At 50.6% G+C, this 23,643-nt stretch carries 20 protein-coding genes; 14 read left to right on the top strand and 6 right to left on the bottom strand.

Annotated elements, in window-relative coordinates; genetic code table 11:
• Positions 1-180: 180 nt before the first annotated feature.
• The 10 genes from IPN95_20215 to IPN95_20170 all read left to right on the top strand — a co-directional run bounded on the left by IPN95_20215 (position 181) and on the right by IPN95_20170 (position 11,236).
• Positions 181-810 carry a hypothetical protein gene (locus IPN95_20215; protein MBK9451693.1) on the top strand — a complete coding sequence of 210 codons (630 nt, stop codon included), beginning with the start codon at positions 181-183 and terminating at the stop codon, positions 808-810.
• A 261-nt stretch (positions 811-1,071) separates the two neighbouring features.
• Positions 1,072-1,851: a hypothetical protein gene (locus IPN95_20210; GenBank protein ID MBK9451692.1), complete on the top strand. Its 780-nt coding sequence runs from the start codon at positions 1,072-1,074 to the stop codon at positions 1,849-1,851.
• A gap of 19 nt (positions 1,852-1,870) precedes the next feature.
• Positions 1,871-3,094 carry a T9SS type A sorting domain-containing protein gene (locus tag IPN95_20205; protein MBK9451691.1) on the top strand — a complete coding sequence of 408 codons (1,224 nt, stop codon included), beginning with the start codon at positions 1,871-1,873 and terminating at the stop codon, positions 3,092-3,094.
• Between the two features lie 187 nt (positions 3,095-3,281).
• Positions 3,282-4,022 (top strand): CPBP family intramembrane metalloprotease, encoded by a 741-nt coding sequence (locus IPN95_20200; GenBank protein ID MBK9451690.1) that lies wholly within the window; start codon positions 3,282-3,284, stop codon positions 4,020-4,022.
• 63 nt (positions 4,023-4,085) lie between these two features.
• Positions 4,086-5,726 carry a hypothetical protein gene (locus IPN95_20195; protein ID MBK9451689.1) on the top strand — a complete coding sequence of 547 codons (1,641 nt, stop codon included), beginning with the start codon at positions 4,086-4,088 and terminating at the stop codon, positions 5,724-5,726.
• Between the two features lie 50 nt (positions 5,727-5,776).
• Positions 5,777-6,235 carry an SRPBCC family protein gene (locus tag IPN95_20190; GenBank protein MBK9451688.1) on the top strand — a complete coding sequence of 153 codons (459 nt, stop codon included), beginning with the start codon at positions 5,777-5,779 and terminating at the stop codon, positions 6,233-6,235.
• 67 nt (positions 6,236-6,302) lie between these two features.
• Positions 6,303-8,411 (top strand): hypothetical protein, encoded by a 2,109-nt coding sequence (locus IPN95_20185; protein MBK9451687.1) that lies wholly within the window; start codon positions 6,303-6,305, stop codon positions 8,409-8,411.
• Positions 8,412-8,601: 190 nt separating this feature from the next.
• On the top strand, positions 8,602-9,945 hold the full coding sequence (locus IPN95_20180) for a DUF1015 domain-containing protein (GenBank protein ID MBK9451686.1): 1,344 nt from the start codon (positions 8,602-8,604) through the stop codon (positions 9,943-9,945).
• Positions 9,881-10,456, top strand: a complete 576-nt coding sequence (gene maf, locus IPN95_20175) for a septum formation protein Maf (GenBank protein MBK9451685.1) — start codon at positions 9,881-9,883, stop codon at positions 10,454-10,456. Before IPN95_20180 ends, maf begins: the two co-directional genes overlap by 65 nt.
• Positions 10,457-10,522: 66 nt before the next feature.
• Entirely contained in the window at positions 10,523-11,236 is a 714-nt protein-coding gene (locus IPN95_20170; protein MBK9451684.1) for a pyridoxine 5'-phosphate synthase, read from the top strand.
• A 59-nt stretch (positions 11,237-11,295) separates the two neighbouring features.
• Here the strand turns inward: IPN95_20170 and IPN95_20165 are convergent, their stop codons facing one another.
• The gene (locus IPN95_20165) at positions 11,296-12,378 is read right to left on the bottom strand and encodes a mannose-1-phosphate guanylyltransferase (GenBank protein ID MBK9451683.1); all 1,083 of its coding nucleotides are present in this window, start codon (positions 12,376-12,378) and stop codon (positions 11,296-11,298) included.
• A gap of 348 nt (positions 12,379-12,726) precedes the next feature.
• On the opposite strand from IPN95_20165, the gene recQ reads away from it, so the two are divergent.
• From recQ to IPN95_20145, 4 genes are all read left to right on the top strand, one after another.
• Complete coding sequence (recQ, locus tag IPN95_20160; protein MBK9451682.1) at positions 12,727-14,907, top strand: DNA helicase RecQ; 2,181 nt, start codon at positions 12,727-12,729, stop codon at positions 14,905-14,907.
• A gap of 77 nt (positions 14,908-14,984) precedes the next feature.
• Positions 14,985-16,163, top strand: coding sequence for a beta-lactamase family protein (locus tag IPN95_20155; protein ID MBK9451681.1), 1,179 nt, complete (start codon positions 14,985-14,987; stop codon positions 16,161-16,163).
• A gap of 115 nt (positions 16,164-16,278) precedes the next feature.
• Positions 16,279-16,824 (top strand): hypothetical protein, encoded by a 546-nt coding sequence (locus IPN95_20150; GenBank protein MBK9451680.1) that lies wholly within the window; start codon positions 16,279-16,281, stop codon positions 16,822-16,824.
• 178 nt (positions 16,825-17,002) lie between these two features.
• The gene (locus tag IPN95_20145; protein MBK9451679.1) at positions 17,003-17,359 is read left to right on the top strand and encodes a hypothetical protein; all 357 of its coding nucleotides are present in this window, start codon (positions 17,003-17,005) and stop codon (positions 17,357-17,359) included.
• Between the two features lie 74 nt (positions 17,360-17,433).
• On the opposite strand, the gene IPN95_20140 is transcribed toward IPN95_20145, so the two are convergent.
• From IPN95_20140 to IPN95_20120, 5 genes are all read right to left on the bottom strand, one after another.
• A complete protein-coding gene (locus tag IPN95_20140; GenBank protein ID MBK9451678.1) occupies positions 17,434-18,111 on the bottom strand; it encodes a TetR/AcrR family transcriptional regulator in 678 nt (225 codons plus the stop codon).
• 21 nt (positions 18,112-18,132) lie between these two features.
• Positions 18,133-18,777, bottom strand: a complete 645-nt coding sequence (gene can, locus IPN95_20135) for a carbonate dehydratase (protein ID MBK9451677.1) — start codon at positions 18,775-18,777, stop codon at positions 18,133-18,135.
• Positions 18,778-18,864: 87 nt separating this feature from the next.
• A complete protein-coding gene (locus IPN95_20130) occupies positions 18,865-21,075 on the bottom strand; it encodes a PrsW family intramembrane metalloprotease (GenBank protein ID MBK9451676.1) in 2,211 nt (736 codons plus the stop codon).
• 181 nt (positions 21,076-21,256) lie between these two features.
• Positions 21,257-22,801 carry an aldehyde dehydrogenase family protein gene (locus tag IPN95_20125; protein ID MBK9451675.1) on the bottom strand — a complete coding sequence of 515 codons (1,545 nt, stop codon included), beginning with the start codon at positions 22,799-22,801 and terminating at the stop codon, positions 21,257-21,259.
• A gap of 44 nt (positions 22,802-22,845) precedes the next feature.
• The gene (locus IPN95_20120; protein MBK9451674.1) at positions 22,846-23,421 is read right to left on the bottom strand and encodes a DUF4920 domain-containing protein; all 576 of its coding nucleotides are present in this window, start codon (positions 23,419-23,421) and stop codon (positions 22,846-22,848) included.
• Positions 23,422-23,643: the final 222 nt, after the last annotated feature.

Below are 23,643 nucleotides of genomic sequence, written 5' to 3'. Positions count from 1 at the left end.
TGACCTTGTATGTGGACGGTCTTGCCGTTGCTTTTTTGGACAATCCTGCAACGCATCTGAAAGGGTCCTTCGCTGAATCGGTTTAGGAAAATTTGCCTGTTGGATTCAATTGTCGTGGCATATCGATTGAATGAATACAGCGGATACCGATCCGATTATTTGTTCCTAAACATTTGTATTATGAAAAGAAGACTCCTCTCCGCGCCGCTCGCATTGATGCTGATGCTGGCTTCCGTTTTCTCTTTTTCAGGCTGTCTCGTTGAGACTTGCCACGATTGCAACACGCCGCCGCCCTGCACTTGGGGCCCCAATGGCGCGCCCGGGCCGGCCTTCTTTGGATTGGATTGGACGGGCTACAGCGCGCCGACCTATGTTTGGACCAACAACACCGGGATTCCTCCGACGTTTCAATACGGTACTTATTACAATAGCCTTCCTGGGAACTATCACCTCTACTACGAAGGGCGGTTCATAGATGGCTGCTGCTACACCGAATACTTCTGGGAAGTCGACTTCGTCGTGTGGGTCAATGTCGGCACCGCCGGCGGATGCGGCTACGCAGGCCTCAACGGCCTTCCAAGCTACTTGATGATCGTTTGCGGCCCCAACGGCCCTGGCAATATCCGCACCAACAAGTTGGCCGAACAAGGAATCGAAATGACGATCCTTTCTGAAAACGCCAATGAAGTCATCGTCCAATACGTCAAAGGCGACATCAACGTCCGCATCACCTATCATCGTCTTGCTGAAAGCCAAAAGCGCCTGCTCGACGCATCGGGAGTGGTCACCGCAGTCGCATCCTCTAAATGAAATTTTGCTGATTGATTGATTTGAGGTTCTTCCATGGCAAGGGTCCTTCGCGAGAGGGACCCTTGTGGTTTGAATACAAGCCTGTCGTTCAAGACGAATTGTGTGTTTTCCTTCTAGCTGATGCTAGATGGAGGACAAATACGGGGGTAAAAATTGCCTCAACCACGATGGTGATATGATATTCATCGGTTTTGGCTTCGACAAAGGTAAAAAGTCGTAAATTGCCGCTTTGTTTTCTGTTTCAACACTTTATTCGTAGTCATGAAAGAAATCTACAAGACAAAGATGTTGCGCATGCTGAAAGGACTTGGAGTAGCAGCTGCTTTCACAGCCGCAACAAGCCTTAGCCTGAGCGCACAAGAAATGCGTCCCGCTGTCAACCCATCGGTGGATGCATTTGCTGGTTATACCGGTCCATCCAACGAAGGTACACCTACACCAGATGCACTTTTTGACGTGCAGTTTGATTACAACATCACCAGCTTGGCAAACTCTGTCGGCTGTGCAGGTGCCACTTTCGTCCAAAACAAGTTTTGGGTAAGCAAATGGCAATCCGACACCATCATGCAATTCAGCAAGACGGGTGCGTTTTTGTCAAAGTTCACCATTCCTGGCCTCACAGGTGTGCGTTCATTCACGACTGCAGGTGCCTACATTTATGCGGCGACCAATACCACAACGATCTACCGAATCGACACTGCTTTGCGTGTGCTTGCGCCACCGCATATCACCTCCGGCTCGGCAAACACCGTCCGTCACATGAGCTATGATCCGACCCTCAACGGCAACGCTGGCGGATTTTGGGTAGGCAACTTTGGAACTGACATTGACGCCATCAGCATGAGCGGTGCGGTTCTCACATCGATTCCATCTGGAACGCATGGATTGACCGGCATGTACGGCTCCGCCTATGACGGCCAAACAGCAGGCGGTCCTTACCTCTGGATCTTCAACCAAGGTGGTGCCAACACGACCCAAATCGAGCGGATTACCATTGCCACCGGTACGACAACTCCTTTGGCCGCGCGATGCATTCCTTGATTTCAATACCTCCAACTCCTTGACCAGCGGCCTCGCAGGCGGCTTGTTCATTGCCCAAGGCATTGTCCCCGGCCAATGGACAATTGGCGGCGTCATCCAAGGCACACCCAGCAACGTGTTGTTTGGATACGAACTGAATGACTTGGCCCTGGCCAATGACGACGCAGCAGCTTCTGGCCTGCGCCCAACCGAAGGTTATACCCGTATCCCAACTTCGCAGACTTTTGGCGAAACCTTTAGTGTTCAAGCCACCAATCTTGGCGGTACCACGATCGGCATGATCCATGTTGATTTTTCAGTGAAATTCAATGGTGGCGCAGTTGTGTTCAACAACATGCAGACGTCCAACAACTTGGGTTCTGGCCAAACGGTGACATTGACATCGTCTGCCTTCAGCCCAGCAAGTGGCATCGGTACTTATGACGTGATGGCCGTTGCTTACCCGATGGTAGGAACCGACCCTAACCACGCCAACGACACTGCATTCTTTTCCTTCCAAGTCACTGACTCGACCTTCGCACGTGACGACGATCAGCCTGATGGCGGAGCCGGCTATGCTGTTTCCGGTACCGATTGGGCTTATGCCTTGACCAACTTTGAAGTTCAGCGCGCAGACAGCTTGAGCTCTATCTGGATCGAGCTTGCCAATCCTGTCATTGGAGATACGACCTATGCAGTGGTTGCTTCAACCTTGAATGGTGTCCCCGGTGCAGTGTTGTACACAGGTCCTGTCCAAATCATTGGAAGTGGAACTACCATGGTGCTTCCGGTCCCAGGTGGCCTTAACTTGACACCAGGCACCTACAGCTTCGGTTGCTACGAAGGCGGCCCAACCACCATCAACTTGGCCCAATCTAATAACCTTTTCACGCCTGGCATGAACTTCTTCTATACACCTGCCAATGGTTGGGTGCAGAGCGGAATTCAAACTGCACGTTTCATCCGCCCCAACTTTGGCAACACTGTCGGTGTCGCTGTTGAAAACGGCTTTGAATCTGGTGTACACGTGTTCCCTAACCCAAGCCGCGACAAGTTTTTTGTGGCTTTCCGCGATCAACTCAACGCCGACGTCACGATTTCTGTCGTGAATCCTGTCGGTCAGGTTATCCGCGAAATGGTCGTGAATCCGAGCTTGCAGCAGCAGTCGATGGTCGAGCTTACCGGCGAAGCCAACGGCATCTACTTCATCCGTATCCAAAATGGCGTGCAGTCTACTGTGCGCAAAGTAGTGTTGGCACAGTAATCCAACCTCACTGATTTCTCACCGAGGCCGTCTTCATTTATGGGGACGGCCTCGCTGTGTGAATGTGTTACCCCTTCGAATGCATTTTCACCCTCACTGAACTTCTCCAAAATGCTGTGGAAACTGTGTCCGAACTTTGATTCTCCCGCAATCCCAGCTAATTTTCGACTTTTTAACGTTGTTGGATATGGATTGGGACCGACTGTCTGCCCTTGTGGCTTGGGATGAAAAGGCGCTTGCGCCTGTTTTGGCGATCGCAGCTGTGACGATCGGCTTCATCGTGTATTACTTTGTCATGTCTTCGGGCAAGCTCGAAGGGCGTTTCCTCAAGCGCTACGGAGCCGAGGACGGCCAAGCCAATTGGATCATCTTCAGCCGTTTCTGGGGAGGATTTTGGCTGGGAGCCCCAAGCTTGCTCCTGCCTGTCCTTTTCCTCGACGCCTCTCCCGCAGATTTTGGCATGAGTTTCGGCATGACCTCCGAGGCCCTCATTATCACGGCCATCCTTTGTCCGATTTTGATCGTGATGAACATTTTCCGGGCTGGCAAACCCAACAATCTGGAGCATTACCCTCAGATTCGCAAAAAGGAATGGACCATCTTCACTTTTGGCGGAAGCTCGCTGGGATGGATCGTCTATTTGCTCGGCTACGAATTGTGTTTCAGAGGTTTTTTGCTGTTTGGTTGCGCCGCCGTCTTGGGTGTTTGGCCCGCGATTGCGATCAATGCCTCGATCTACTCCTTCGCTCACTTTTTCAAGGGCATCGGCGAAACCGTGGGTGCAATTCCCTTTGGAATCATTGTGTCGGTGATTTCGCTGTTCACCGGAAATTTCATGGTGGCCTTTTTGGTGCATTGCAGTCTCGCATTGAGCAATCAAACGGTGGCCTTTTTGGCGCATCCCGAGATGAAATGGAAACGCGGTTGAGCGTCTTCCCGACTTGTTGGGCATTTTTCCGGTGCGACTGATTCTTCCTTATCTTCGTCCAAGATGGATTGGCTGAGAAAACGTGTCGCGGACGGATCACTGCTGTTTGGGCTGCTGCCCATCGTCTATTTCCTGCTGTATGGCTTTGACGGCTTTGCCGACACGGATCAGGGTTTTGTCCCGGGGTTGGCATGGCGCGTCCACCAAGGGCAGGTTCCTTACTTGGATTTCATCTATGTGCGGCCACCGCTGACGCCGGTCTTGCATGCCTTGGAACTCTGGCTTTGGCCCCTGGAAGGGCAAATGTTGGGCATGCGCTTCGATTTTTACTTGATGATGGCCGGATCGGTCTTGTTTGGCATCCTGACCCTACGCCGATGGTTTGATTTCCATGGCCTCGGCATCCAACCCTGGATGTTGGGAGTCTTGGCCTTTCTCTTTGGAGTGCACAATTTCCCCGCAATGCCTTGGCATACGGTGGATGGCATTTTTTTCGGGAGTCTCGGAATCTGGCTCGTTACCCATCCCAACTCCGTTTGGCAAATGGTTTTTGGGCTGTTTGCCTTGGCTTTGGCGGGCTTGGCCAAGCAACCCTTTGCCGTGATGCTTCCGCTGGGCTTCCTCTGGATCATCTGGGCACAGTACCGCCAAAATAAAATACTGAAAATCAGCCTGATTGCCATCGGAGGAATGGCCACGACGACGGGATGCCTGCTTTTGTTGCTTCCGAATGGGTTTGCAAAGGCCATGTTGAATCAGGTTTCGGGCGCAAGTTCTTGGAGTGACTTGGCCAATGTCGGATTCATCGGCTACCTCCTTCCATTGGCCTTTTTTATTGTTTCCACCGGAGTCCTTTTCAAGTTGGGAGGGAAGGCAAATCCAAGCCGACAGATTTGGCTGGGCCGGGCTTTGCTTGCTGGATTTGCCTTGATTCCAATGGCCCATGCAGGGCTGGCTTTCTGGAAAATGGAGTTTGTCCCGCCGCGTTTGGGCTATTGCCATGTGCTGCTTTTAGCGGGATTTGCCTATGCGATCTTGCAGTGGCGGCCATATCAGCGCGTCTCGGCATCCGCATTGTTGATGATGTGCGCGCTCTCCTGGGCGAGCAGCATCAGTTGGGGCTATGCCATGCCCGCGCAATTTGCCCTGCCGGGTCTGTTTGGCTTATTTGGCCTCCTGCGAATGGCGCTTCCGGGTTTCAAAATTGGCAACGTTGCGATGCGCTGGCTTGCCGGACTTGTTTTCGTCGGATTTTTCCTGCTGAATCTCCTTCCTTACCGCGATGCGCCGCGATGGGAATTGAAGGCAGGAGCGGGCGAGATTTTCCCGCAGCTTGCCGGGATCAGCGTCGGGCCGGAAACCCTGGAAAAACTCCATTCGCTGAAGGCGCTCGATCTTACCTACAATGGGAAGATTGCCATTTTTCCTGCCCAACCCGGGTTTTCCTATCTCACGCAACGACAACCGATGTTGGATGTCGATTGGGAGCACGATGCCGAAATCGGTCCCGCCAACATGGCAACCTTCCTGCAGGACCTGAATACAAGCGGCATATTTGTCGCCATCGAAAAGTCCCGGACCGGTGAGGCGAACTCCGCCAATGCGCATTATGGGTCGCAAGTGCTGAAAGCCGTGCTCGACCACTGGACCAAGGTTGATTCCGTGCCTCATTTTGATGTTTATGCGCTTCATCCATCCCCCTGAAAGCCCATTCGGCCCGGTTGCCTTTGTCTTTTTTTCACAATCCCTCAAAAATGCCCACGATTCACCTCCAAACATTGATCCATGCGCCTGTCCAAACGGTGTTTGACCTCTCGCGCAGCATCGACCTGCATGTGGACTCGATGGCGCATACCCGCGAGCGGGCAATTGCCGGACGCACAAGCGGCCTGATCTCGCTCGGTGAATCGGTGACTTGGGAAGGCCGTTACCTCGGTGTCAAGCAGCGGCTCAAAGTCCATATCACCGCCATGGATCCGCCGCATTCCTTCACCGACGAGCAGCAAAAAGGCGCTTTCAAAAGCTTCAGGCACGTGCATACGTTTCAGGCTGTTCCGGAGGGCACTTTGATGATCGATGCATTTGCCTACGAATCACCTTTTGGTTTCATCGGCCGGATTTTCAACCGACTTGTGCTCGATCGCTATCTCCGCCACATGTTGGGCATCCGAAACGTGACCATCAAGCGTGTTGCAGAGGGAAATGCCGAATAACCATTTCCACCGGAGACAGATTATCTTTGGCAAGGTTGTTGCGTTAGTTTCTCAAGTTCAGCACCTGATGAAAAGAATCCTGACATCGCTGTTTTTGCTCGGCCTCACTGCCTTGGCCTCGCTTTCGTTTGGGCAACTGGACAATCAACAACGCAGCGAAAATGGTTGGTTCATGGCTCCCCATGGGCGCATCCATATTTTGGTCGTGTATGCCGAGATGAAATTTGACAGCGTTTACGGTCACCTTGACCCTGTCAAAGATCCAAAAGGCACCATCGGTTGGAAGGTCGGCAAGTTACCCAATTGGAAACAATGGCTCGTTTCCAAGACCCCGGAGGAAGATGCGTGGATGACCAGATACTTCCGGCAGGCAAGCTTTGGAAAGTTTCAAGTGACCGGCGATGTTTTGGATACGCTGATCACGATTCCGATCAGTTCGGTCCGGGATGGAAGGGGGAAAGTGGTGGAATCGGAATCCTTTGCTGGAAATTTTTACAGGCAAGCTGTTTTGTCAAAATTGAATTCGATCAAGAACCCGCAGTTTCTTTTTGGGAGCCAATTGAGCGATTTTGACCGCTGGACCTACGGTGGCACTGGCCTGCCAAGCACGGAAAAGCCCAATTCGAAATATGACATGGTGATGATCGTCTGGCGCAACATCCATGTCGTCGGGCTCGGCGAAATGAGCGGCTACGTCAATCCCGGCGATCTTGGCGAACTCTGGGGAACGCATACCGACATGTATTCCATGTTCAAAACCTCCTCTGAATTGCCCATGGTGATCATGCGCCATGAATTCAGCCATATGCTCTATGGTGGCAACAATTTCCATACCGCCAATGGGGGCGTCGGAACCCGCACTTTTATGAGCACCGTCGGTGGATGGAGCAACATGAGCGCAAGTGACGCCTGTTCGCCAACCTGGAATGCTTGGGACCGCGAACGGCTCAATTGGGGAAATCCAGACAATAAATTTGTATTGAGCACCCGATGCGCTGAAACGGGGCAGGAATGCAACGGCGATATGGTCTACGGCGAGGAACTTTGTTTCGCGGGCGAATACGTTTTGCGGGACTTTGCAACCACAGGTGATGCGATCAAAATCAAGTTGCCGCATTTGCCTAAAGGCATTCGGAATCAATATCTTTGGTTGGAAAATCATCAGCGGGTTGAGGGCATCGTCGACCATGACAAGGTTCTGCCCAAGGGGCTTTATGCCTATATCCAAGTCGGGAAGGATGATCGTGTGGGCAACAAGGTGTTTGGGGGGAACTGCAACTACCTGTGGCCATTGGTCGCCCATGGAAACTATGACTTTGAATACAACGCAGAGACTGAGGGGCTTTATTTGAAGCAAAGCAGGGCAAATCCATTGACGGGCTACAGCTATTTTGTGCGACACATGATTGATCTCGATGGTGATGCCAAACTGCGCATTACCCAGGATATGACGCCCAAAACGGAATACGTATTCCCCAAAAAGCTCTTCATCGAGGGCAAGGAAATGCCGGCAGATTACTTTTCCTATATGCAGTATCCGCATTTTGGAACGAAGGAGACCGCATTTTTGCCGAATCAACACCACAAGATTGGTATCGCTTACAATCCCTCAGGAACGCCGATTTATTCGCACAGCGGTGTCAAGCCAACGGCAGATGACAATCGGCGGATCTACTTGAACGGGCTTTCTGTGGAGGTACTGGAGCAGCGTGCAGATGGCAGCATCAAAATCCGGATTCGCTGGGACGATTTTGAAATTCCAACGCATGTGCGTTGGTGTGGTGACATTCTCCTCAAGGAAAATGTCGTCCTGAAACGTGGAGGAAGCATTACGCTGGACCAAGGCTACAGTCCACAGGTTGCCGAAGCCGTACAGAAGATCGACGGAGCCAATGTTTTTGTAGAGCCTACGATTTTGGAGGTCGACAGTGGCGCCAACTTGAAACTTGAGAAATTTAGCAACCTCTGGATCAAGGCGGGCTCCACTTTGCTCATTCGAAAAGGGGCGAATGTGGAGATCGGGAAAAACAGTGCTATCGTGGTCGAGCGTGGCGGGCATCTTTTTATAGAAAAGGGTGCAGTCGTGAAGCAAGCAAAGCGTGAGACAGGCATCGTTTTCAAAGAGGGAGAATCAACCAATACTGTGAACGCAAGATTTGAGAAGCGGCTGAAATAGTAGATTTCCACTCGCAATCGGCATTACAATCAATTTGTCAGTTGGGCCGCTGACTACGAAGATCATTGGGATGTCCAAAATTCGAGGCAAGGTCAGGTTCTTTGCCAATGCAACCAAATTCGCCAACAGGAGCAACAAAAAAGTCCAATAATTCGCCAACCTTCAATCCTGCTCCCTACCTTTGCGCCCGATGGCACATATTCGTCCATTTCGGGCTTGGCGGTACAATGAAGAGCGGTTGGGAAACATTGAGGAGATGTTTTCGCCGCTGTTTGACGTTGTGAGTGCCGAGCAATTGGAGGCGCTGTATGGCAATCCCTACAATTCGATTCACCTGAGCGTGCCGGAAAGTGATGCCGCGGTGATGGAAAAACTTACCGAATGGAAGGCGCAAAACGTCATTGTTCAGGATCCACTGCCGGCGATTTATATTTATTATCAGGAGTTTTCGCTGTTTGGTGAGCACAAGAAATATGTGCGCAAGGGTTTTGTGGCGATGATCAAAATCGATGCGGAATCCGGCGGGGCAGAGAGCGATGTCGTCTTGCACGAAGGCACGATTGAGGCGAGCGTGAACGAGCGTACGCGCCTGCTCGCGCAAACGCTGCTCAATGTTGCGCCTACCCATGGACTGTATACCGATCCACAATTCCGTTTGGAGTCCCTGATGGATGCCTATATGGCCCATCCGATGCATGAATATGTCGATTATCAGGGGGTTGTCAATAAGTTTGCCATCGTGCAGGACCGCCGGGACATCGCGCTATTCCAGGAAGTGATCGGCGAGGGGCAAGTATTTCTGGCGGATGGGCACCATCGTTTGGCTTCCTCAATGGCCTTGCTTTTGGATGCGGAGAAGCGCGAAATCCAATTGCCCCACGATTCCGCTTGGAACTACCACATGATGTTCCTGAGCAATACTGCCGGCGATGATCTTCGAATTTTGCCGATTCACCGCGTCTGGGAATTACAGGAAAAGACATTCAACCCCAATCCGATTCTTTCCCGGATGCGCGACTACTTTGAGGTCACCGAGGTGACCTTTGACAGGATGCCGATTTACGCCCGACTACAGCAAACGCCCCGCACGTATGGCTTTGTCATTGGGAGTTTGCAGTTTTTGTTACGGCTCAAAGATGAAATCGATCCACTGCGGGACATTCCGCTGGCCTTGCCTGACTCCGTGAAGGCATTGGATTACACCATTTTGCATTATTTCGTTTTTGAAAAGGTCTTTGAGGTTCCCTACGCAGCGCAGCGGATGAGCAACAACGTCCAATACCTGAAAGACGCAGGTTTGGCGGTAAAGCAGGCGGTGACCTATCGGCATCGTTTGGCGTTTATCATGCCCGGTACATCGATGACGCAGATGATGGACGTTTGCAAATCGGGCGCCTTGATGCCTCAAAAATCGACCTATTTTTATCCCAAGGTGGTCTGTGGATTGCTCTTTGGCTCGATTGACGACAATGAAAACAATAGCCCCTTTGATCTTAGCTTCCGGCTCCCCGAGGCGTCAACAACTGCTTCGTGAGGTAGGTCTCGACTTTGAAGTCGTGGTGCGCCCTGTGGAAGAGGCCATTCCTCCGGGGAAAACACCGGTCGAAGTAGCCGAGCACTTGGCTTGGCACAAAAGTGAAGCTTACCTGGACCTGATCGGCGACCATGTTGTGCTCACTTCTGACACAATTGTTTCCCTCAAAGGGCAATTGCTGGAAAAGCCCCAAGACCGTGCCGATGCTGTGCGCATGTTGAAGTTGCTTTCCGGCAATGTCAATCAGGTCATTTCTGGCGTTTGCATTCGCTACCAAGAAGAATGCGTCCTTTTTCATGCTTCAACATTGGTCACCTTCAGGGAACTTACGGAATGGGAAATCGATCACTATGTAGACCATTTCAAGCCCTACGACAAGGCGGGTGCCTACGGCATTCAGGAATGGATCGGTATGGTAGGGATTGGGAAGATTGAAGGTGATTACTACAATGTGGTCGGAATGCCTATTGGAATGGTTTGGGAGGCCTTGAAGGGTTTTGGAATGGCGTAGAATCGAATTTTGCGTCGCGAAGGAATTTTTATGGGAAATCTGATTCGAATTCACTAACTTTTGATTATGACCAAGTTAAGCGTAAATATCAACAAGTTTGCCACCTTGCGTAACGCACGTGGTGGCAACAATCCCGACGTGCGTCAAGCCGCGATTGATTGCGTGCGATTTGGTGCCGAAGGAATCACCGTTCACCCGCGTCCTGACGAGCGCCATATACGGCGCTCGGATGTCTATGAAATCGCTGATGCGATTGCTGTCGAATTCAACATTGAAGGCTACCCATCCGAGGATTTTTTGAAACTCGTCGAGCAGGTGAAACCTGCCCAATGTACACTCGTTCCTGATCCGCCGGGCGTCCTCACAAGCAATGCCGGTTGGGACACCCTCACCCACCGCGATTTTTTGCGTGATACCATTGCACGGCTTCATGCTTCAAAAGTTCGCACTTCCATTTTTCTGGGTACTGACCTCAAGCTCGTCGATGGTGCAAAGGAAACCGGAACCGACCGCATCGAATTGTACACGGAACCCTACGCCGCAGAATATCCGAAGGATCATGTGCATGCGATCGCGCCGTTCATTCGCGCGGCGCGCCACGCCCACCTGCTAGGACTCGGCCTCAATGCCGGCCACGACCTCAGTCTTGAAAATCTGCGCTATTTCAAGGAAAACATCCTCCACCTGCAGGAAGTGTCCATCGGTCACGCCCTCGTTTGTGACGCGCTGTACATGGGATTGGAAAAAACGATTCAGTCCTATTTGGGATGCTTAAAATGAGAAATGAGAAATTAGATGAAGAATGCCCACCATTTCTCATTTCTAATTGCCGCGACTCCTCACGTTAGCTGATTGCCATATTTTTTCTTGACTTCACTCACGACGGTGCGGATTTGTTGCTCGTTTTCCATTTTGCAGATCAGCAACACGTCCCCGGTATCGACAACGATGGTATCCGTTAACCCGTGAAGCACCACAAGTTTTTTGGGATCATTGACTTGTACCATGTTGTTGGCGGCGTCAAATGCCATGACTTGTCCCTTGACCGCGTTTCCAAGGTAATCCTGCGTCATTTGCTCGTAAACAGACACCCATGTGCCGAGGTCGCTCCAATCAAAAGAAGAGGGGATGACATGGACGTTGTGCGCCTTTTCCATGATACCCAGGTCGATGGATTCATTCAGGCATTTTTCGTAGGCCTCCCTGACCACGACGGCCTCGGTATCTGTTCCCAATTGTGGGCTGATGGCTTGGAAAATCTCAAACAGGTCGGGCATGAGCTCCGAGAAACTGTTCAGAATGGTAGTGGTCGAGAAGATGAACATCCCGCTGTTCCAAAGAAAATCGCCGCTTTGGAGGAAGGTTTTGGCCATTTCCAGATCTGGCTTTTCCGTAAACATCTTGACCTTGTAAAAAGGTTTTGGGGCTTCCCCTTCGATGTACTGAATGTAGCCGTATCCGGTGTCGGGCCTTGTCGGGCGAATGCCAAGTGTCATAATGACAGGTTGCCTGCGTGCTTCGTCAAGGCCCAGTGCGGCGTCTTTGAGGAAATTGGTGGTGTTGCGGATGAGATAATCGCTGCCCACCACGAGGATGCATGCCTCAGGATCGCGTTGTTTGATCTTAAATGCGGCATAAGCGACGCAGGGTGCGGTGTTTCTGCCGACCGGCTCAAGCAGTATTTCCGAATCCCGGATCCCCGACAATTGCGACTTGACCAAGTCTGCGTAGCGCTCGTTGGTCACAATAAAGATGTTTTCTCGCGGGATGAAATCGTCAAAGCGTTCGTAAGTCATCTGAATCATCGTTTTTCCGATGCCCATGATGTCGTGGAACTGCTTCGGAAGGCTGGTACGGCTCATCGGCCAAAACCGACTGCCGATACCGCCGGCCATGATAATCACATAGTCATGTGTGCGCATACATTCTACTTTCACGTGGTGGGAATCGCCCTTCAGGCTCCCAAAGCCGACCTTGGTCGAAAAGTCCAAGATTCGGCAATTTTTTCGACTTTTTTTTACAATCATCCTGCGGTTTTGGCCCAATCCTTGAGGGGTGCGCCGCGGATGGGTTGTTTTGGCTGGTTGTCTTGTCTTTCCTTGGTTGTCGCCAGTGGGAGGTAGGGCCAAGCCAAAGCCACCGACAAAGGCGAAACAAAAATAATCCCAAAATTTACCTTTTCAGGGAACGTTTTCGGTTTAAATTGTTATCTTAATTGAATGTTACGGTCGACATGCAATCTGTCGTGCGGCCATAGTCAAAGATTTGTAATGGAAGTTTTAGAAAAAGAAGATATAAGGGCCGCACTCAAACAGTACTTCGGGTTCGACGAGTTTCGTGGAAGGCAAGAAGAGGTTGTGCGCCATTTGCTTGATGGTAAGGATGCTTTCGTCATTATGCCCACAGGGGCAGGCAAATCCCTCTGCTATCAACTCCCTTCGATTGTCATGGACGGGACCGCCTTGGTGATTTCTCCTTTGATTGCCTTGATGAAAAATCAGGTGGATCAAATGAGTGCTTTGGGGATCGAAGCAGGGTTTTTGAACTCAAGTATGTCGCGCGCCGACTACGATGAGGTCAAGCGCAAGGCCATCGAAGGCAGCCTAAAATTGCTTTATGTCGCGCCCGAGTCATTGGTCAAGGAAGAGTTCATTGATTTCCTGCGCCAGGCAAAAGTAGCGTTTGTTGCAATTGATGAGGCCCACTGTATCTCCGAATGGGGGCACGACTTCCGTCCGGAATACCGCCGAATCCGTGAGATCTTGAACCACATTCACAACGTTCCGATCATCGCGCTCACGGCAACCGCTACCCCGAAGGTGCAGCTCGACATTCAGCACAACCTTCAGATTCGCGACGCAGAGGTTTTTATTACCTCCTTCAACCGCAAAAACCTGTACTACGAAGTCCGCCCCAAACACGACCCGATCACGGACATCATCAAGTACATCAAAAAGAATCAGGGCAAATCAGGCATTGTTTATTGTCTCAGCCGCCGCAAGGTCGAGGAGTTGGCTGATTTGCTCAAGGTGAATGGGATCAATGCGGTGCCTTACCATGCTGGCTTGGACAGCAAGGTCCGCACCAAGCATCAGGATATGTTCTTGCATGAGGACGTAGAGGTTGTTGTTGCTACGATTGCCTTTGGAATGGGCATTGACAAGCCCGATGTGCGCTACGTGATCCATTATGACGTGCCCAAAAGCATTGAAAGCTACTATCAGGAGACGGGTAGGGCAGGTCGTGATGGCCTCGAAGGGCATTGCATCCTCTATTATGACTTCAACGACATCATCAAGCTCGAGAAGTTCATGAAAGACAAGCCGGTGAGCGAGCGCGAAAGCGGCCGCCTCCTGCTGTATGAAATGGCGAGCTTTTGCGAGTCGGGCATGTGCCGTCGCAAGTACATGATGCACTACTTTGGCGAATTTTTTGACCATAGCAAGTGCAGCGGCATGTGTGACAACTGCCGCTTTCCTAAAGAGACCTATGATGCGACCAAACTCGCCAAGCAGGCTTTGGCTTGTGCAAAGCAGGTCAAGGAAAAGTTTGGTATTGACCACATGGTCAAGGTTTTGCGCGGCACTTCGAGTCAGCAAGTTGTTCTCAATGAGCACCACAACCTCCCCGTTTTTGGCCGCGGGAGCGAAATGGGCGACAAAGAATGGAAAGCGGTCTTTGCGCAATTGCTCGTGCAAGACTTCTTGGAAAAGGACATTGATGACTACGGCGTAATCAAGCTCTCCAAAAAAGGCCTTGCTTACATTGCCAACCCGGAGCCGCTGATGTTGATCAAGTTTCAAGACTTTGCCGAGATGGAAAAGCAGCGCGAAGCTGCGGAATCCATCGTCACCGAGGTCTTTGATCCTATCTTGTTTGATAAGCTCAAAAAGCTGCGCAAGGAGATTGCCCAGAAAAAGAGCATTCCTCCCTTTGTGATTTTCCAAGACCCGAGCTTGGAAGACATGAGCATCAAATATCCGATCACACTCGACGAATTCCAGAATATCATCGGTGTTGGACGTGGCAAGGCTGAGAAATTTGCCAAGCCGTTCATGGAAATGATCAAAAAGTATGTCGAGGACAACGATATCGAGCGTCCCGACTCACTCATCGTCAAAAAGGCAGGCAACAAGTCGATGAACAAGCTGTTTTTCATCCAACATGTGGATCGGAAAACGCCTCTCGACGAGATTGCAAGGCTCAAAGGCGTGTCATTCCCGGAATTGATGGAAGATTTGGAGCACATTATTTACAGTGGCACCAAATTGAACCTCGATTACTATATCAAGTCCGAAATGGACGACGAGGTTGTGGATGAAATCTACGACTACTTCCTCCACGCAGAAACGGATGCCTTGAGTGTTGCCGAGGATTCATTTGGCGGTGAGTATAGCCGCGAAGAAATTCAACTTGTGCGTGCCAAGTTCATCTCAGAGGTAGGCAATTGATTCGAAGGATAGATTTTTCACTGCACTTGCCGGTACGCAACCAACGTTGCCGTCGGCAAGTGCAGTTTTTTTTGAGCGTGCTTTCGCTCACTTTGTTCTTTGCGCCGACACGCGCGGCAGGTCAAGGATCGATCGCGGACAGTGTCACCACATTTTTGATTGACGCGAATCTGAAGCCTTTTTTGGGCTTTGGATGCGAGATCATTCAGCGGGGTGAGCCTGATTTTACTTTCAGCTACGGTTACACCAACAACGAAAACAAATACGACTGGAGCGACAGTACGATTTTCAACCTAGGTTCGGTTTCCAAGTTGTTCACGGCCATCGCCGTCGTAAAGCTCGCAGACGAGGGCTTGCTCAAACTGGACGATCCGGTGTACTATCATTTTCCGGAATTTCTTGAAATTCAGGGACTCAACCGTAAGGCGCCTGAAATCACCCTGATGGATTTGCTGGCACATCGCTCTGGCATCACGCAGAGTATGGAGGACTTTTATCCTGAAAAATTTGGGAAAGAAGCGATTCAGAGCGAGGATGCCTTCTACGAAAACACGCACAACTATCGCGCCTTTATGAGCATGGCCGATTTCAAGGAACGGTTCTTGATCTATGCCCGCATCGACGAAAAGCCACACCGGAAATACCATTTTTCCAACCTCAACTATGTATTGCTGGGCTATGTCGTCGAAGAAGTTGTGGGCCTGAACCTTGGGCAAGTGGTAACGAACAAGATTCTTGTTCCCTTGGAAATGAATGACTCGCATTATTACCAAACGCACGATTCCTTGTTGGGGCGTCTGGCTTGGGGATATTATCGGCTCACGGACGGGAGTTACCTGAATGTTCATGAGAATGAAGTCGAAAGCCCAAGTCCAACGGGCGACGGGGGCATCAAAACGAGCATGCGTGACATGCGAAAGTTTATGAAGTTTCTGCTCGGCGACTGGAAAAATCCGGTGTATGACGAAGTCATTTCCCGGTCAGCGCTGTTGTCGATGATGGCACCGCTTCAAAAAGGGCCTGACAAGGCTACTTGGGTCGGATTGGGATTCCACAATTTGCAGCCCTACAATTTTAGCGGACATGCAGGTGGTTGGGATGGGTTCATGGCCATTTTGTATGTGCATCCCGAGTCCCACTCCGGGCTGTTTTTGGTAACGAATCGGGAAGACAATGACCTATTCAGTTTCTTGCGGATTTACGCAGCCTATTCAATGCTTTACCGGGAGTTTGAGCCCGAGCGGTCGTCCAAGTAGGGCGGGTGACTTTTACCATTCTTTGCACAGAAACCGCTTTTTAGTTTCCTTATTCCGATTTCCTGATTAATTTTAGCCCTTCAATTTTTTTACCTAGGCAAAATTGTAAATCGTTATGAGTCTGGCAAAAACGCTTGCACAGCTAGAGGAAAGATACTACGACGAGCTCGAAGAAGATCGCAATGCAGTGATTGCCGAGCTTTCCGTCTTGCATGTCGCAGCCCTCAAGAAAAGTATCGAAGAGTTTCGGGCATTTTCGAAAGAAGCCATGGCAATCTGTGGTGGCGTCTATATTCCTTACGTGATGTGGGTGGAGCTTGCACAGTTCATCGAGCACCACAACAACCGCGAGCAGCTGTTTGGCATCATGCAAGCGTTTGTTGATTCGGGATTCGAAGAAGAGGAACGCAAGAAGATGAAGTCCATGTTGATCACTTACTTCGCCATCGAGCGCGAGTTTGAAGTCAACAAGATTCTGACACTCATTGTAGAGAAATCCCATCCATCCGTGGTGGAATATTTCAAAAAGGTCCAGACGTTTGTCCTCAAGAACAAAACCTCTGTGGACATGTATATTGAGAAATTTCAGATGTTGAAGGACGGTTTCCCTGATTTCGAGCTGCTTGCTTTGCCGCTGATCAAGCTCAAGGAGCAACTCTAAGTTTTGGAATCATTCTGAATTTTACCATTTTTGATGCAAAGGATATAAAATGCGCAAAAGATTCCCAGCCGTCACGGCATCGCTTTCTGCTTTGGCTCTCCTCATATTGTTGGTTTCTGCCTGCAAAAAGGATCCATGTGAGACTGAAATTTGTCTTCCATGCCCTAGCTCACGCATTGTGATGCAGTATGTAGACAGCTCCGGCAGCTGCCTGCCTACTTTTCATTCTTCGGCGAGGGTCTATGCATTGCATAGCCGCACCGCCGACACATTGTACAGCTATACCTTCAGCGACTCCTGCCAAGTAGGCTTTTTGGTGGCCGATTCCGTCGAATACCATCTCATCAGCACCGCCCACGGTGTCAATGACGTGATCACCCTCGACAATTGGGAATACCAAGAGCCGATCAACGTCACCGAATGTTGCCTTTGTTATCCCGTGAGTCATATCCATGGTAAGCTCAATGGCCAAGCACTGGAAATCGAGTTTCCCGTCGGTCAATACGAGAATACCCCCTTCATTCGTACGATCTAAGGATCACGCGAAGCAAGAAAAAGGTCGTTCCACTTGAATGGAACGACCTTTTTTATTGTGGCCCTTTGTCGGGATTATTTCTGCAAGGTCTTCAAAATGAGCATCTCTAAAAAGTCTGAAAGTTGCTCCTGCAACGCGGCCGGTGCACTGATTTCGGTCACGGTGGGGATATGCACGGCAAAAAACAACTGCTTTCGCGACCCTTCGATCACCGTAACCGCCAAGGCTTTGGGATACTCAAAGTCAGGGTTCACAGCGGCGATGATCCCGGCCAATTTGTCGACCAACTGAACATAACCCTCAAAAAGTCCTTGCTCGCGTTCGCCATCTACCGATTTGGTGAGAAATGCTTTGGAAGATTCTGCAATCACAATGCGGTGCAGGGAGGCCTCGTTGATGTGAGCTGTGAGCGGGTCTTCGATATTGGCATTGGCCAGCGCCTCGATCGCCAACCGCAGCCGACGCCGCGGATCTTCAATATTGTGAATTTGGTAGTCAATGGTGTAATCCAACCATGCCCAATACCAAGCCACGAGGTACACCAACAACTTGTGTTTGTTTTCGAAGTACCTATAGACTGAGGCCTCTGTGGAACCAATGGCTTTTGCGAGTTTCTTGAAGGTAAATCCTTCAAATCCCAACTCATCTATCAGTAAAATACTATGATTCAGGATCTTTTGCCCCAGTTCCGTTTGGTTGGGATCGCGAAGGCAAAGCTTCTGGCTCAATAACAGGCGGATGGAAACACTCATATTTTCAGATTTAAACGATGGTCAATCAAGTCCCCAATCCTCGTATTGGTAAATTTCGTGCATCTCATCGTTGTTGCGAACGGTCACCCCGAGGTCGCGAATGAGACCATCTTTGAGCGAATACACCCAACCATGCACATGAGGATGACTGCCACGTGTCCAGGCCTCCTGAATGATATTGGTTTTGCAAAGATTGTTAACCTGCTCGATCACATTCAGTTCCACCATCCTGTCAGACAATTCACGGCCCTGGATGCCAATGAGTTCTTTCATATGCAGGCGGTAAACATCCTTGATATTGCGTAACCAATTGTCGATCAGGCCATAACTTTTGTTGCTGAGCGCTGCATCGACACCGCCACATCCGTAGTGTCCGCAGACAATGACGTGCTCGACCTCCAGGACATCCACGGCATATTGCAAGACCGACAGCATGTTGATGTCGGTGTGAATGACCATGTTGGCGATGTTGCGGTGCACAAATATCTCACCGGGATTGGTCCCCGTGATTTGACTCGTGGGAACGCGGCTGTCGGCACAGCCAATCCAAAGGTAACGTGGCTTTTGGCCGTTGGAAAGGCGGTCAAACAGATCCGGATCTTCGGAATTGGTTTTTTCTACCCAATTGCGGTTGCGGAGCAACAGTTCTGAATAGGAATCTTCCATGCAGAGTAGTGTTTTTTCTGTTGCAATTATAGTCATAATTCCCTGAAGTCGAAGTATTGCTATCACAATGCAACCGTTCGCTAGCGACTAGCTGATGAAAACATTGTCGATATGCTGGAAATCAGATTTGCGCTTGGCCTTGCGCGACAAGGCCTCTTTGTCCCGAAATGCAATGACCATGGCTTCTACGCCTTGTTTCGGCTCTGGAATTTCACCGTCTTTTTTGGCCCGCAACAATACGTATTCCAGACTCTGACTTTTTAAGGCAATCGGTTGATCAAACTTAAACAGGAAATAGCGGTTGTCGCCATTCAGTGAAATGCGTGAAATGACTTCACCTTGAACCGGGAGCAAAGGGGCAAGCAGGCTGTCACTCGTTTTCGGAATCAATTGAAGGCGCATGCCCAATGCACGATTGTGGTGCACGCGGGAACCAAAGTCCCAAAGCCGCAGCCAAATCCATTCGCCTTGCACCACATCGATATTTGTGAGGTTCAGCACAACAAAAAACATCAGGAAACTGCCCATTCCCAACGAATTCAGCAAGGAATAATTTCCAATACTTGGCCCATAGACCAAGCTCAATCCGAAGTATTCAAAGAGCAACACCGCGATTAATCCGACTGTGAGAAAGCTTGCCAGTTTGGAAGGATTCAGGACCACTTGCCCCTTGGAAACGTTTGTATGGTTGAGTCCATTGTTGAGGTAGGCTGCATATTGAAAGGTGGCATAGATGAAAAATGCGTAAGTAAGGAAAACAAAGGGCCCTACGGATTCGCTGATGAGCCAGAAGTCGTAAAATCCATGGTAAAATGATGCGATCAAATAACCTACCAAAAACAGTGGAAGCTGCATTTTGCGGTATTTGAATTTGCCAAGCATCATCGCAAAGGCAATGGTCGAGGTCGCGAACATGTGAAATACCACACAGAGCAGGATACGCCCGTGCATGATGCCCACATGGCTTTCGTCAAAATACATGAGGTTCTCTACGAATGCGAATCCCATTGCCGAAGCGGAGGCATACAAGAGGTAGTTAATCGGCTTGTCGAGCCGCTTGCTGAATTGAAGCACGAGCAAAAACGGGATGATTTTGACGAGTTCCTCAATCGCTCCGATTCCAAAGACGCAGTAGGCAAAATCATGGAAGAAAGAGCTTCCATCATTGTAGAAGCCCAATTCGAAGTGGACAAAATCGTAGAGTACCAACGCGAAAAAGGCAAAAATGGCACCTCCCGTGAAGGTTCCCAGCAGCAAAAGCCAAGGCTCCTGCCGGTTGGGGTCCAACTTGCGCAAAAACAGCATCCACAAAATTGTTCCCATCAAGGCCCCCAACAGCCCAATCCACTGAATGTTGACCCACCAATCGCCCACGATGACCTTCATGTAGGGCACGATTTCTGATTTTTTGGTGTAGAGGTAGCGTTTGAGCCTCTGCGGAACGTAGGAATGCAAGGTGCTGTCGGTGATCAGCCGCTGCATTTTGTCAAAGGAATCCGGTTGCTGATAATACATCATCCAAGCCATGTCATTGACCGTGAGGTCAGTCGCTTCACCCAAGGCAATTTCCTTCCTGAAATGGTACTCCGCGGAGTCGAGTTCGCGCCAGCCGAGGTGAATGCGGCCCATGAACAGATGGCGGTAAGGCACGTTTTCATCCGTGATGGCACTCAACTGTGCCATGGCAAATGTGGTCTGCTTGGTATAATAACTCGCAATCCCAAGGCCCAGCCTGGACATGTCTTGCAAGCGTGGATTTTTTTCATTGCCCAGCCGGATGTAATAACGCTTGGGATCCTCTACACTTGGGTCGATGTTTGCATCCACCTCTCCGCTTTCCAATGCCCAGTCTTCGCGTTGATAATGGGCGGCGAGGTATTCGAAGTGGTATTTTGGGAGGCCGGGATACTCCTCTGCTAGCCTTCGGTAAGCCTCTTCAGCCATTTGAGGCATCTTTCGCAATTTGGAAATCTCCCCTATGTCATGCAAGGACTTGCTGCTGAATGGATTTGGAAGCAGAAGGTTGACCGTCATCACGATCACGGCCACAAAAATCCCCAGTTTAACCAGCGGGTTTTGCCAGGCATATTTCCGGAAGGACGCCTTGCCACCACCGGTCAGGTAGCGGTTTTTATAGGTCCAGCGCAAGGCCATTGTGCCGACGATTGCAATCAAGAGCAAAATCGTGAGCGACATGACCGCCTGGGAATAATTGACCCATTCGGCGTAGGTGATTTTCTTTGCAAAGGTGGGAGTGGCGGCCAACAGGCCCAATGTCAGGAGTAGCAGTTTTCGCATGTAAATGAAATTGTCTTAGCAGGAAAAAGAAGGTTCAAGCAAATACGGCGACCTTGAAATTTGGTTGAAGTGATTCGTCGAAAAAACAGCAACTGAACTTGCTGCCATTGCAATATCTCAAAAAAGCAACAGCCGGACAAATTGCCCGGCTGCTGATAAATTGGTTTCCTTTCTTGGGAAATCAGATGTCAAATACGATGCCTTGTGCCAATGGCAGGTCCTCGGACCAGTTCAAGGTATTGGTTTGGCGACGCATATAGGCCTTCCAAGCATCGGAGCCGGATTCACGGCCACCGCCTGTTTCCTTTTCGCCACCGAATGCACCGCCGATTTCAGCGCCGCTTGTGCCGATGTTGGCATTGGCGATGCCGCAGTCGCTGCCTTTTGCGCTCAGGAACAGCTCGATTTCCTTCATGTTTTCGCTGAAGATCGCCGAACTCAAGCCTTGCGGCACGTCGTTGTGCATCGCAATGGCTTCTTCGATCGTTTTGTACTTGAGCAAATACAAAATCGGAGCAAAAGTTTCCTCTTGGACCGATTCGAATGCGTTTTTAGCCTCCACAATGGCTGGAACCACATAAGTTCCGGTCTCAAAACCTTCGCCACCCAGCACTTCGCCGCCAAACAACACGACGCCACCTTCGTTTTGCACGACTTCCAGGCGATGTTGCATCATCGAAACCGCATGACGGTCGATCAATGGCCCGATCAGCGTGTTTTTCTCCAATGGATGCCCGATTTTTGCCTTCAGCGAACCATAGGCCTTGACCAAACTTTCCTTCACCGCCTCGTACATGCTCTCATGGATGATGAGGCGACGTGTAGAGGTGCAGCGTTGTCCGCAGGTGCCCACGGAACCAAACACCACAGCCGGAATGGCCAATTTCAGGTTCGCGTTGGGGGTGATGATGATGGCGTTGTTGCCGCCGAGTTCGAGGAGGGATTTGCCAAGGCGTGCCGCAACAGCTTGAGCCACAGCCTTGCCCATGCGGGTGCTGCCGGTTGCGGACACGAGCGCAACGCGCTTGTCATGTGACATGGCCTCGCCGATCACGCGGTCGCCCACGATCACGCTCATGATGCCTTCGGGCAAATTGTTCTTGCGCAACACATCTTGGATGATGTGGATGCAGGCGATCGCCGTCAGCGGGGTTTTTTCGCTGGGTTTCCAGATCGAAACGTTCCCACAAACCGCAGCCAACATGGAATTCCAAGCCCAAACAGCGACTGGAAAGTTGAAGGCTGAAATGATGCCGACGACACCAAGTGGATGCCATTGCTCGTACATGCGGTGCATCGGGCGCTCGCTGTGCATGGTCAAACCATACAATTGGCGGCTCAAACCGACGGCAAAGTCGCAGATGTCGATCATTTCCTGCACTTCGCCCAGGCCTTCTTGGTAAATTTTGCCCATTTCCATGGTCACCAATTTGCCGAGTGCCTCTTTGTGTGCACGCAGTGCATCGCCCATTTGACGCACGATTTCGCCGCGTTTGGGGGCTGGAACCATGCGCCATTGCAAATAGGCTGATTCTGCTTGCGCGATCACCGATTCGTATTCGGTGGTGCCTGCCATTTGTACGCTTCCGAGCAGGCGGCCGTCGGCGGGTGAATGGATGGCTGTGTATGCGCCGCTCGCGGCATGGCCGGTTTCAAGGCCGGTGAGCCAGCAAGGGTTTTGATCACCCAAACCAAGTTGGGTCAGAAATTCTTCAGTTTTGACCATTGTCCTGTCGGAAAAGGGGTACTTAGATAATTGAGAAAAGCTAATCAGTGTGCGCCTTCTGCGGAAGGTTCGATCAAAACGCCATCGGCCATGAAGGTGATGCGCTCCTCAGGCTTGGTGATTTTGGCGATTTCCTCGGCCGGTTCGCCGGCATCTTCTGCAAAGTGTTTCAATTCGTCCACGGAAACCATCTCGCGGTAGGCCCAGCCATCGACCACAGCGGCTTTGCCGGCAGCGTTTTTGGGAACGAAAAATCCGTAATCCTTGAATTTAACGGTCATTTCCCTGTCAGCGGTCAATGGCATTGTCATCCAGCAACCTTTGGCTTGGCAGCAGGAATTGATGTTGCCTTTGACTTTGATGCGGATCGAATCGGTTTTTTTGAGTTTGCCCAGCAAATCAGCCGATGCAATGGCACCTTCTGCGGTGACCGCTGCACCAAAAGTGCCGACCGCGTCTGGATCAGGAAAATTTTCCGTGGCCTCTTCGGCTGCAGCCTCCTTGGTGGAGTCGGTTGCCACGAGTTCGCCATGCTTTTCGCCCGCATCGGTGGATGTTGCGGTGTTTTCGCAGGCAAAAAGTCCCGCGCAAAGTATCATTACTGGAATCAACCTTTTCATATTCTGTGCTTTTAGAATTGAGCCAAATTTGTTGTTTGGCGGAAAATCGATACGCGCACCTTTTTTGTGAAAGTGGAGAACCATGATTGAGGTTGAGACTGCGAATTCCTACCTCCTACGATGTGAAAAAACTCCAAGGACGGGCAGTGGAATCCCAATTTTGATGGAGGTACTTTCAGATTCAACCGGAACCAAGGCATCAATGGTTTCACTACCAATGTT

This window comes from Bacteroidota bacterium (genome assembly GCA_016718825.1).
GTDB lineage: Bacteria > Bacteroidota > Bacteroidia > J057 > JADKCL01 > JADKCL01.
This window is presented reverse-complemented; position numbering and strand designations above follow the sequence as displayed.

Excerpts from the sequence above, each read along its gene's own strand:
- IPN95_20215 (MBK9451693.1), top strand. The coding sequence starts at position 181 with ATGAAAAGAAGACTCCTCTCCGCGCCGCTCGCATTGATGCTGATGCTG.
- IPN95_20210 (MBK9451692.1), top strand. The coding sequence starts at position 1,072 with ATGAAAGAAATCTACAAGACAAAGATGTTGCGCATGCTGAAAGGACTT.
- IPN95_20200 (MBK9451690.1), top strand. The coding sequence starts at position 3,282 with ATGGATTGGGACCGACTGTCTGCCCTTGTGGCTTGGGATGAAAAGGCG.
- IPN95_20195 (MBK9451689.1), top strand. The coding sequence starts at position 4,086 with ATGGATTGGCTGAGAAAACGTGTCGCGGACGGATCACTGCTGTTTGGG.
- IPN95_20190 (MBK9451688.1), top strand. The coding sequence starts at position 5,777 with ATGCCCACGATTCACCTCCAAACATTGATCCATGCGCCTGTCCAAACG.
- IPN95_20185 (MBK9451687.1), top strand. The coding sequence starts at position 6,303 with ATGAAAAGAATCCTGACATCGCTGTTTTTGCTCGGCCTCACTGCCTTG.
- IPN95_20180 (MBK9451686.1), top strand. The coding sequence starts at position 8,602 with ATGGCACATATTCGTCCATTTCGGGCTTGGCGGTACAATGAAGAGCGG.
- maf (MBK9451685.1), top strand. The coding sequence starts at position 9,881 with ATGAAAACAATAGCCCCTTTGATCTTAGCTTCCGGCTCCCCGAGGCGT.
- IPN95_20170 (MBK9451684.1), top strand. The coding sequence starts at position 10,523 with ATGACCAAGTTAAGCGTAAATATCAACAAGTTTGCCACCTTGCGTAAC.
- IPN95_20165 (MBK9451683.1), bottom strand. The coding sequence starts at position 12,378 with ATGCGCACACATGACTATGTGATTATCATGGCCGGCGGTATCGGCAGT.
- recQ (MBK9451682.1), top strand. The coding sequence starts at position 12,727 with ATGGAAGTTTTAGAAAAAGAAGATATAAGGGCCGCACTCAAACAGTAC.
- IPN95_20150 (MBK9451680.1), top strand. The coding sequence starts at position 16,279 with ATGAGTCTGGCAAAAACGCTTGCACAGCTAGAGGAAAGATACTACGAC.
- IPN95_20140 (MBK9451678.1), bottom strand. The coding sequence starts at position 18,111 with ATGAGTGTTTCCATCCGCCTGTTATTGAGCCAGAAGCTTTGCCTTCGC.
- can (MBK9451677.1), bottom strand. The coding sequence starts at position 18,777 with ATGGAAGATTCCTATTCAGAACTGTTGCTCCGCAACCGCAATTGGGTA.
- IPN95_20130 (MBK9451676.1), bottom strand. The coding sequence starts at position 21,075 with ATGCGAAAACTGCTACTCCTGACATTGGGCCTGTTGGCCGCCACTCCC.
- IPN95_20125 (MBK9451675.1), bottom strand. The coding sequence starts at position 22,801 with ATGGTCAAAACTGAAGAATTTCTGACCCAACTTGGTTTGGGTGATCAA.
- IPN95_20120 (MBK9451674.1), bottom strand. The coding sequence starts at position 23,421 with ATGAAAAGGTTGATTCCAGTAATGATACTTTGCGCGGGACTTTTTGCC.